Genomic DNA, 9,636 nt, shown 5'->3' with positions numbered 1-9,636 from the left:
TTCTTTGAAAAATAAAAAAACGGAGGATTAGTTATGGTTATAAATGAAAATTGCACTGTAGAAGTAGGGGATGTAAAAATTAATTTACCTAGCGTTGGCTACCAAAATTTTTTGATTGCCCAAAGTTTGGCAGAAGAATTTGGCCTTGAAACGAATTATGAAGCTGAACAAAAATTACGTGAAGCATTAAAAAGATATAATAATGAAGTTTATAAAAAAATTAAAATTGATGCTGAAGCTGGTTGTATTTTTATAACTTCAAACCCTAAACATGGTGAACATATTCTTGAAGTCGCAATTCTTATAAATCAATTATTAATTCCTCCATATCACCAAGTGCTAAATGATGAAGATGTAGAAAAAATTAGAAACATTCTGATTCATTGGAAACGCCCGAAACCTCAAAAATGGAAAGATGGAGATGTTTTTTCCATACCTTTATCTAATGGTTCCTATGGTTATGGACAGATATTATGGCATAAAGGTAAAAAATCAGTAACTTGTGCTATATTAAAAATGAACAGTGAGAATATTTTGTTAGTCGAAGAAATCATTCAATCAATCGTGGTATCTGTAATTACTACTCGTTCAGAAGATTTAGACGAAGGAAAGTGGAAAATAATTGGTAATGTTCCGTTGATGATAAAAGAAGAAATGGTACCCTGGGAACATAGTGGGAAACCCGGAGTTGGCTCGAAGATTTACCAAGAATTAATATTAGTCAGTTTAATTGAAGCATTTTTTGCTATAAAGCCATGGAACTTTTTGAACTTTAAAGATAGCTTTATGGATACCCTCCTATTGCCTGGTATAAATCGACCTAGTAATGTTATTTATCTAACAAAAGAACAAAAAAGGTTAAATAGATGAACAATTAAGAAAGTTGATGATGGGGTACCGCCAACAAGCGTGGAAAGCTGTCGGTACCCCTAAAAGAGATTTACGCAATTACAGAGGTTAGCCAGGCAGCGTTTTATCGAAAGATAAAAGAAATAGAATAAGATATGTCATAAAACTTGGAAATTTCTTCTTATGTGTCCCCTTAATCCTCGAATCGTTTCCGTTCCCCTGTAACGAAAGTCTAAAAAATTTTCACCTGTAATGAGTGGCCCCAAAAAGAACGAATTCTTGCCGTATCCCGTTTAGAGAATTGGAAAAATTTATGTCTAATTCAGTCCCCTTTGTAGACGCCATAAAAGCAGTCGTATCAATGAATTTAGAGAATAAAAACACCTAGCGTTTACACAGATGAAATGCGTTTATTAAAGCGTTTTTAGGGGTTTGGAAACGATTCGAACGATGAGGGGGCACTATGGGAGTAAATACCATTTAAACAATTCTGATAAGTGTATGTGAGATGCTTTAAGGGTGTTTTTGCACATCCCCCGAAAAAGGGGAATAGCACCCTGGCATTCACTTAATGGCGGGTGCTAATGTTTCATGATAATAAAGTTGTTTAAAAAATATAGTCGATTAAAAAATAATAAAGTCGTTTAAATCTAAAGGTTATACAACAATCGCGCCCTTTAAGGGGTCCCACCAACAAAACGCGGAAAACATACGCTAAGCAAAATTCGACATGAATAAATTTTTCATACGTTAAGACATCACCGGCATTTGATTTTTTGTGTTTCCTGATAATTATATTAATGATTTTGTAAATTTAGTTTTGACTATATCGAATTACATCTTGGCTGTAAAATAAACAGCAGTCCTTTAAATCTTAAAAAGCTTTGATGGAAGACTATGGCCCAATTAGTGTCCATCAATAAAGCCAATTTTCCCCATAGCGTAGGAAAAATTGGCTTTATGATTGGACTTTGGTAATTTAAACTTTCTACTATTTTCAATAACAAATTTTTGAGTCAAACAACAAAATTGATATCCCTAAATTAATTGGTAAAGAATTTAAGTCTCATTAATGGATCTCCCCAATTTTTTGCACTTACGTAGGCAGGTTCAGTTTTGCTGCAACCCAAATTGAGATCAGAATTATTATAAGCATATTCACGGCACCACCCCCACCAAACATCTATAGCATAATCTGATAGGAGTGAAGAGACGCCTGTATCTTCGATATAAAAAGTGTTTTTGCTAGACCCATTGTAATTTGTTATATATTGTGGTGTTATGGCTTGAGATCCGAATGGGACTGAACCACTGACTGTTGTCGCCTTCATCGCTGCAGAACCATTATATGGAGTTACACCATGGGCAGTCTTTCTAATACTTCCATTTGCTTTATAATGACTTGCAGAATAAGCAGACACATTTTCACTAGCTTTTTCAAAATAAGCAGCATTTCCGGTTAGAGGCGCTAAAGAAAATATTAAACAAACAATAAACAATATACTCATTTTCTTTTTCATTTTAAATTCCTCCCCCTATGAAGGTAATAAATTATTTTCTTCTTCTTTCTTGAATCTTGGTTTAAAAATTCTCATTCTTTTAAATTATGTACATTATAATTTAAAAGAGTTCCTCTTCAATTCATAGGTTCCCAAAAATAATCTGGTTGTGTTCCTATAAAGAAATCATTTTGTGCGACTTCCAAATCTGTAACAATCCCCTCTGTTCCTTCGAACAACCTTTCGGCTATCCATCCATTAGCATCACCTCCAACAAGTTTAATTAAATAAATCGCTCCATTTTCTGAAATCCCAAATAAATTGTTTCTCTTTTTAATTAATTGAATTATTTGTTCATTGATTTTTATTTTGTTCCATCTATTATTTTTAAGATTATAAACTAACAATGAATTATTTGTTGCGAGGAATAAATTATCCCCAACTACCTTTATATCTGACACTGCAACTTCACTTGCAGTCATTTTAAGAGTATCCCATTTATCAGCTTTTTTAAGGAGAAGTTTTCGATCGTTTGTAAAAAGTATCAAATTACCTCCATCCGAAATTAGAAGTGAAATAATAGGTTCGGGTAGGAAAATTTTATCCCATTTTTTACCACTATCGGTTGTTGTGTATATATAGTTGTTAGATAAAACTGCCATGTTATTATTTTGAGAGTAGTCAATTTTTTCAATCTTCCTTTTTAATGTTAAAATTCTTTTTGTTTTATTTTCAGAGGTTCCAATATGCCAGATTCCTAGTTTAGTTGCAGCATATAATTCGTTATCAGAAACCCAAGCATTTTGTATATTCTCATTAAAATCCAGTGGAGTCCAAGACTTCCCATGGTTATTACTTACTTCTATGAAAGGCTGTACTGCTGAATTAAACACTCTTGGCTTTCGATCTCCCCAAGTAACTAAACCATCATTTTTCGCTAAAATCCCCTTTATAGCCATACTTTTTTTTGATATTTCAGATTTATTTGTTCCCAACCGTACTTTGATTAACCCTCCTCCGTTTGGTACTTTGTGTATGGCACTCGTTATTTTCCCGTTTTTAGGATCTAAATTAATTCGTGTAAAAAGGTTATCCTTATCTAGTCCAAATATGGTTACAGTAGGTTTGCCGTTGTTATCACGGGAAAGTGTAAACTGGTACCCTGTGGCCCAATCGACACCTTTTTGAAGAGCGTATTTCTGCTTTGCGATTTTCAGTAGATGAGGGCTATCAAATTTAATAATATCTAATTTTAGATACCCTCCATCATTGGGTTCTTCATACTCTTGAAACGTACTTATTTCCCCTTTTGAAATTCCTAAGAGCAATGCTTTATTTGTACCTGGAACCATAAAATTTAAATGCCATTTATACCGTTTCCCTGTTCCTCCTCTTGAACCTCCCATTTTTTCATCAACACTGCTAACTCTCGATAAAGAAGCATTTTCATTCCATTTTTTGGCTCTATCTAATCCAAGATTAATTGCCTCTTTAAGGGATAATTCTTTATTACTCACATCAGAGGCTGCTTTATTTTCATTTTTAAACCCTAAGTAAAAAAGACTGGATACTATTGATAAGGCAACTAGGATAAAAATAATTTTTTTTATGTTATTCAATATCAACATCCTCAATTCCGGCGTAATTTATATTTACAATGTAGTAATTCTGCTAAAAACCAATTTTTTCCTTCCGGTGTTAAATAATTTTTAAAAATTCATAATTATCATTCAGTTCTTTGTTCATATATTTTTTATTTTTATTCTTTTTATTGGCCCAAACCAGATAAAGTCTGGAAAGAACGCTAAAATATTATTGTTCAGAAAACCATCCCTTTCTGTACATCGAGAAATTTAAATAGTTTTCTAGCTTTTTATCTACTATATGTGTTCATAAACCCTATAAAGAAATCTACGTTCAGATATTACCCCTAACATTAAGTTATGATGCGATAAAACTGAAAAAATAAAAAATGGGGGGAGAATTTAATGAAGGTGGGATATGCTCGTGTTTCAACAGGCATTCAAAATCTTGATTTACAATTGGATGCTCTTAGAGAACATGGTTGTGAAGAAATATTTACAGATAAAATTAGTGGAGCAAGAGATAAAAGACAAGGATTGGATGAAGCCCTTCGATTTGTACGCTCTGGTGATACGATAGTAGTTTGGCGCTTAGATCGATTAGGTAGAAATATGCAGCATTTAATTAAAATTGTGAATGACCTTAATGACCGAGGTATTAGTTTCCACAGCTTGCAGGAAAACATTACGATGGACAAGGCTAGTGCAACGGGGCAACTTATGTTTCATCTATTTGCAGCCTTTGCTGAGTTTGAGCGTAATCTTATTCAGGAGCGATCAGCAGCTGGCCGTGTTGCAGCAAGAGCCAGAGGACGATTAGGAGGACGACCAGAGAAGTTAGATAAGAAAGAGTTAGAAATGTTAAAGACATTAGTGGCAAATGGGACGCCCATTACGGATATTGCTCAAAGGTGGGGTGTTTCCCGAACAACTGTTTATCGATATTTAGAAAAGAAATAAGTCTTTGAATACGAAAGGATGGGGAGGAAATGGCATCAAGAGGGAAAGAATTACTTACAGCAGACCAAAGAGCTGAATTTGTACGGATTCCATCCGATATAACCGAACGAGATGGAAATCTATTATACTTTTTCGCAATATGACTTGGAAGTTATTAAACGACATAGAAGAGATCATAATCGTTTAGGATTTGCTGTCCAAATATGTGTATTGCGCTATCCCGGTTGGTCTCTCTCAGATGTCGAACCTATACCAGATTATGTAATCCAATACATAGCAAAACAAATAGATGCTAATCCCGATTCTTTTTCTTTATATGCCCAACGTGACCCAACTAAGCATGAACATATGGAAGAAATTCGACAGGTATATGGATACCAGAATTTTTCTGTAAGGACATATCGGGAGTTATCCCAGTATCTTTTGAAACATGCTCTTCAAAATGGCAATTCCATGTATCTACTTCGAACTGTTAAAGAAGAACTTAGGAATCGAAAAATAATTCTTCCTGGAATGACTACAATAGAGCGACTTGTGTGGGAAACCCGTCGGAGAGCAGAGGAAAAGATTTTTAAATCCTTAACCGGGTCCCTTTCAAGCTGGCAAAAGAAAAAGTTGGATGAATTTATCAATCCACTTGCGGAGAGCAGGAAAACCCCATTAGCATGGTTGAGGGAAATTCCCGGCCAGTCATCACCTGATGCTTTTCTAAAAGTAATAAAGCGTTTGGAATATATTCGGGATTTGAAACTTCCGACAAATATACATGAAGTACATCCCAATCGATTGCTTCAATTATCACGTATTGGAGCACGTTATGAACCCCATTCATTTCGCAGATTTAAAGAAAATAAGAAATATGCCATTCTTGTAGCATATCTAGGAACACTAAGTCAGGACTTAATTGACCAAGCAATTGAGATTCATGATCGACAAATGATGATTTTACAATCGAAAGGTCGCAAAACACAAGAGGAAATGCAAAGAGAAAATGGAAAAGCAGTTAATGAAAAGGTTGTTCACTTTGCAGATATTGGGGCTGCGCTTATTCAAGCACGAGATGAAGGGCTTGATCCATTTAGTACCATTGAAAAGGTAATGCCTTGGGATAAAATTGTTACTTCCATTGAAGAAGCAAAAAAGTTAGCACGACCAATGGATTATGATTACCTTGACTTGCTAGAGAATAGATTTATTTATCTAAGAAAGTATACCCCTACTCTTCTTAAATCATTAGAATTTCGTTCTACAAATGCAGCAGAACCATTATTACGTGCATTAAAAACATTGAATGAGATGAATGAATCAGGAAAAAGAAAAGTACCAGATGGAGCGCCATTAGATTTCGTCCCAAAACGATGGGAAAAGCATGTATACGATGAGGAAGGAACAATTAATCGACATTATTATGAAATGGCTGCCCTAACGGAATTAAAAAATCATATTCGTTCAGGAGACGTATCTGTAGTCGGTAGTAGGCTTCATAAGGACTTTGAGGAGTACCTTGTTCCTAAAAATGAATGGACAACAACCAATCTTAAAGATACCAGATTGGCAGTTCGCTCATCAGCAGAGGAATACCTTGAGGAAAGAAGGAAAGCTCTAGCTGAACGCTTTACATGGGTTTCAAATAACCTTGATAGTCTTGAAGGAGTAAATATAGAAAAAGCAAAACTTAGGGTAGATCGTTTGGAAAAGGATACCCCAGAAGATGCACGAACCTTCAGTTTATCCTTATATAATATGCTTCCAAGAATTAAGCTCACTGATCTTTTAATGGAGGTAGCGCACTGGACAGGGTTTGACGAAATGTTAATACATGCTTCCACCAATCGCCCTCCAAAGGGAGAAGAAAAGGTAATTTTAATGGCTGCGCTTATGGCAATGGGGACGAATATTGGATTGACTAAAATGGCAGATGCTACACCTGGAGTTACTTATCATCAGCTGGCCAATGCCGCACAATGGCGTTTGTATGACGATGCTATAAATCGAGCACAGGCAACTTTGGTAAATTTTCAGCATAAGCATGCTCTAGCCTCTTATTGGGGGGATGGAACCACATCTTCATCTGACGGAATGCGAGTACAAGTTGGTGTTTCATCGTTGCATGCCGAAGCAAATCCCCATTACGGCACAGGGAAAGGAGCAACTATTTATAGGTTTACAAGTGATCAATTTTCGTCTTTTTATACGAAAGTCATTAATACCAATGCAAGAGATGCAGTACATGTCATCGATGGGTTACTTCATCATGAAACAGAATTAAATATTGAGGAACACTTTACTGATACAGCCGGTTATACCGATCAAGTTTTTGGTTTAAGCCATTTGTTAGGATTTCGTTTTGCTCCAAGACTTCGTGATTTAGCCGATGCCAAACTATACACCATTCAAAAGCCAAGTGATTTTCCAAACCTACTGTGAATGTCCCTTGATCACCGAGTATTGGATGCTTTATTTGCGTCCGTTTCTTAAGAACTGGCCTACCACTAAATTTTGGGGTAGGTCTAGTTTTTTTAAGTTTTTTAAAAAGTATAGGTGGGACCAAATGAAATTATTTTATTATTCAAAAGGCCATAAATTTAAGATATTTTTAGTCATAATTTTGATATTTCTAATATCTCTGACACAATCTTTTTTTCCATTTATAAATAAAATTCTTATTGATGATGTTTTTGGAGAGGGTCAATTTAATTTGCTCCCAAAACTTATATTTGGAATAGCATTAGCAGCAATTATTTATTTTGCACTTAATATAGCCAAACAATTGATTATTACTTTTATATCACAAAAAATAACTATTGAAATTAAAAATGACTTGATTTCACAAATAAGAGAATTATCATTTTCCGAGTATAACAAGAAAAGTATTGGAGAGTACTTATCCATTTTTCAGAGTGATCTATCACTTATAACAAATATTCTTAATAATATTTTACCCAATTTCATTACAATTATTCAGCAATTGCTGATAACAAGTACCATATTAATCTTATTGAATCCTAAATTGCTAATGATAGTTATTATCCTAATTCCTATAAATTTAGGTGTGAATTTATTCTTTTTAAAACCGATAAACAAATTATCTCAGAAAATACAATTAATAATTTCCGACATTACCGAAAAAACACAAGAAAGTTTAATAAATACAAAGGAGATAATTGGATTTTTACGAAAGGATTGGGATATTCAAAGACTTAATCAGGTAAATTTAAGGTTACTTCCGGTACAACTAAAGAGAGAATTTATCAGTGCTAGTTCTTCAAATGTTAATTTTATTATATATTGGTTTGTTTTTATAATTATTGTTTACTTTGGAGGGAAGCAAGTACAAAATGGTGAAATGTCATTAGGTACATTAATTGTTTTTATAACTTACCTAATGGGTTTGTTTGGTCCGATTAGCATTATTTTAAATTTAAATGTAGAATTTCAAAGATGTCTAGGTGGAGCTAAAAGAGTTTTTGAGCTATTTGACAATCCAAAAGAAGTTATCCATTTCAATGAAATTAAAACAGATTTGTTTCCAATAGTATTAGAAGGTGTATCTCTTTCTTATGGTCATGATAAAAGTGTATTGAATAATATTGCTCTTGAAATTAATAAAGGTGAAACTATAGCTATAATTGGAAAAAGTGGGGAAGGAAAAACAACTTTAATAAATATTTTGTTAGGATTCTGGTTTCCACAGGTTGGGACTATGACTATTAACGGAACAAATATTAGACAATTAAATTTAAAATCCTACCTTGATAAAATAGCTGTTGTGTTTCAAGATAGTAATTTATTTTCCGGAACAATAAAAGAAAATATACAGTTCGGGAATTTATTAGCTAGCCAGGATGACATTATTCATGCTGCTAAATCCGCAAGTGCTCATGATTTTATTGAAAATTTACCATTGGGTTATGAAACAGTTATAGGTCAAAAATTTATAAATCTCTCTGGAGGGCAAAAACAACGAATTGCTATAGCAAGAGCGTTAGTAAAAAAACCTCAACTATTGATATTAGATGAAGCTACATCTGGACTTGATTACCTTACAGAAAGAAAAATAGATTTTACAATGGAAAGTGATCAAACAACCCTGATTATTACCCATAGATTGGAAAGTTTAAAAGGAGCTGATAAAATATATATGCTTAATAATGGGGAAATTTCAGTTTTCTTCCTATGATGAGGCAATTGGAAATATGGTAGTAAGTCCTGGAACATAAGAGTAACACTTAGATAATGCAATTTATTCAAATTTAGGAAAGTCAATCATTTTGAAAATAAAAAGAAAAATAAGATTTAACAATGAAATTGTAAGCAGAATAATTAGTAAGAGTATGCTGTTAATATTTAGATTGTTAAATGATTTATAATAATGCTCCTTTTCCCATCGTTACAGTTACATTAGCAATTAGAACCTTTATAATACCAGAAATATTCAAATTAAAACTGATTATAGATGAACTTGGCTACGTGCCATTCACGAAGATTGGATCTGAGCTCTTGTTCCAATTCTTTGTCAGTCGTTATGAACGAGCTAGTGTCATGATAACTACGAATCTCGAATTTACAGATTGGACCTCTATATTCGGAGATGAAAAGATGACCTCAGCTCTTCTGGACCGACTAACCCAAAGGGCCCATATCTTCCTCCTTAATGGAGGATCGTATCGATTTAGACAAAGTATGAAAAAAAGGGGAGAGATTGACCAGTAGGCCTGGTGTGAGAGGAGTTTAGGGTATCTTGC

General features: G+C 33.9%; 6 protein-coding genes and 1 pseudogene. 5 read left to right on the top strand and 2 right to left on the bottom strand.

Going from position 1 to position 9,636, the window contains the following annotated elements; all coding sequences use genetic code 11:
- Positions 1-33 precede the first annotated feature (33 nt).
- Positions 34-870 (top strand): Imm26 family immunity protein, encoded by an 837-nt coding sequence (locus V7121_RS17745; RefSeq protein WP_098262530.1) that lies wholly within the window; start codon positions 34-36, stop codon positions 868-870.
- Between the two features lie 1,022 nt (positions 871-1,892).
- On the opposite strand, the gene V7121_RS17740 is transcribed toward V7121_RS17745, so the two are convergent.
- Positions 1,893-2,369, bottom strand: coding sequence for a hypothetical protein (locus V7121_RS17740; RefSeq protein WP_098262531.1), 477 nt, complete (start codon positions 2,367-2,369; stop codon positions 1,893-1,895).
- Between the two features lie 116 nt (positions 2,370-2,485).
- The gene (locus V7121_RS17735; protein WP_098262532.1) at positions 2,486-3,967 is read right to left on the bottom strand and encodes a hypothetical protein; all 1,482 of its coding nucleotides are present in this window, start codon (positions 3,965-3,967) and stop codon (positions 2,486-2,488) included.
- A gap of 369 nt (positions 3,968-4,336) precedes the next feature.
- On the opposite strand from V7121_RS17735, the gene V7121_RS17730 reads away from it, so the two are divergent.
- The 4 genes and pseudogenes from V7121_RS17730 to V7121_RS17715 all read left to right on the top strand — a co-directional run bounded on the left by V7121_RS17730 (position 4,337) and on the right by V7121_RS17715 (position 9,604).
- Entirely contained in the window at positions 4,337-4,891 is a 555-nt protein-coding gene (locus tag V7121_RS17730) for a recombinase family protein (protein ID WP_098262533.1), read from the top strand.
- 29 nt (positions 4,892-4,920) lie between these two features.
- Positions 4,921-7,312 (top strand): annotated as a pseudogene (locus V7121_RS17725) (Tn3 family transposase); the annotation flags it as partial.
- Positions 7,313-7,442: 130 nt separating this feature from the next.
- Entirely contained in the window at positions 7,443-9,071 is a 1,629-nt protein-coding gene (locus V7121_RS17720; RefSeq protein WP_176525575.1) for an ATP-binding cassette domain-containing protein, read from the top strand.
- Positions 9,072-9,250: 179 nt separating this feature from the next.
- On the top strand, positions 9,251-9,604 hold the full coding sequence (locus V7121_RS17715) for an ATP-binding protein (protein WP_420489471.1): 354 nt from the start codon (positions 9,251-9,253) through the stop codon (positions 9,602-9,604).
- The last annotated feature ends 32 nt before the right edge of the window (positions 9,605-9,636 follow it).

It is taken from the genome of Neobacillus drentensis, from assembly GCF_036962125.1.
Taxonomy (GTDB): domain Bacteria; phylum Bacillota; class Bacilli; order Bacillales; family Cytobacillaceae; genus Neobacillus; species Neobacillus drentensis_B.
This window is presented reverse-complemented; position numbering and strand designations above follow the sequence as displayed.

Coding starts and splice junctions, on each gene's coding strand:
- V7121_RS17715 (WP_420489471.1), top strand. CDS start 9,251: ATGATTTATAATAATGCTCCTTTTCCCATCGTTACAGTTACATTAGCA.
- V7121_RS17720 (WP_176525575.1), top strand. CDS start 7,443: ATGAAATTATTTTATTATTCAAAAGGCCATAAATTTAAGATATTTTTA.
- V7121_RS17740 (WP_098262531.1), bottom strand. CDS start 2,369: ATGAAAAAGAAAATGAGTATATTGTTTATTGTTTGTTTAATATTTTCT.
- V7121_RS17730 (WP_098262533.1), top strand. CDS start 4,337: ATGAAGGTGGGATATGCTCGTGTTTCAACAGGCATTCAAAATCTTGAT.
- V7121_RS17745 (WP_098262530.1), top strand. CDS start 34: ATGGTTATAAATGAAAATTGCACTGTAGAAGTAGGGGATGTAAAAATT.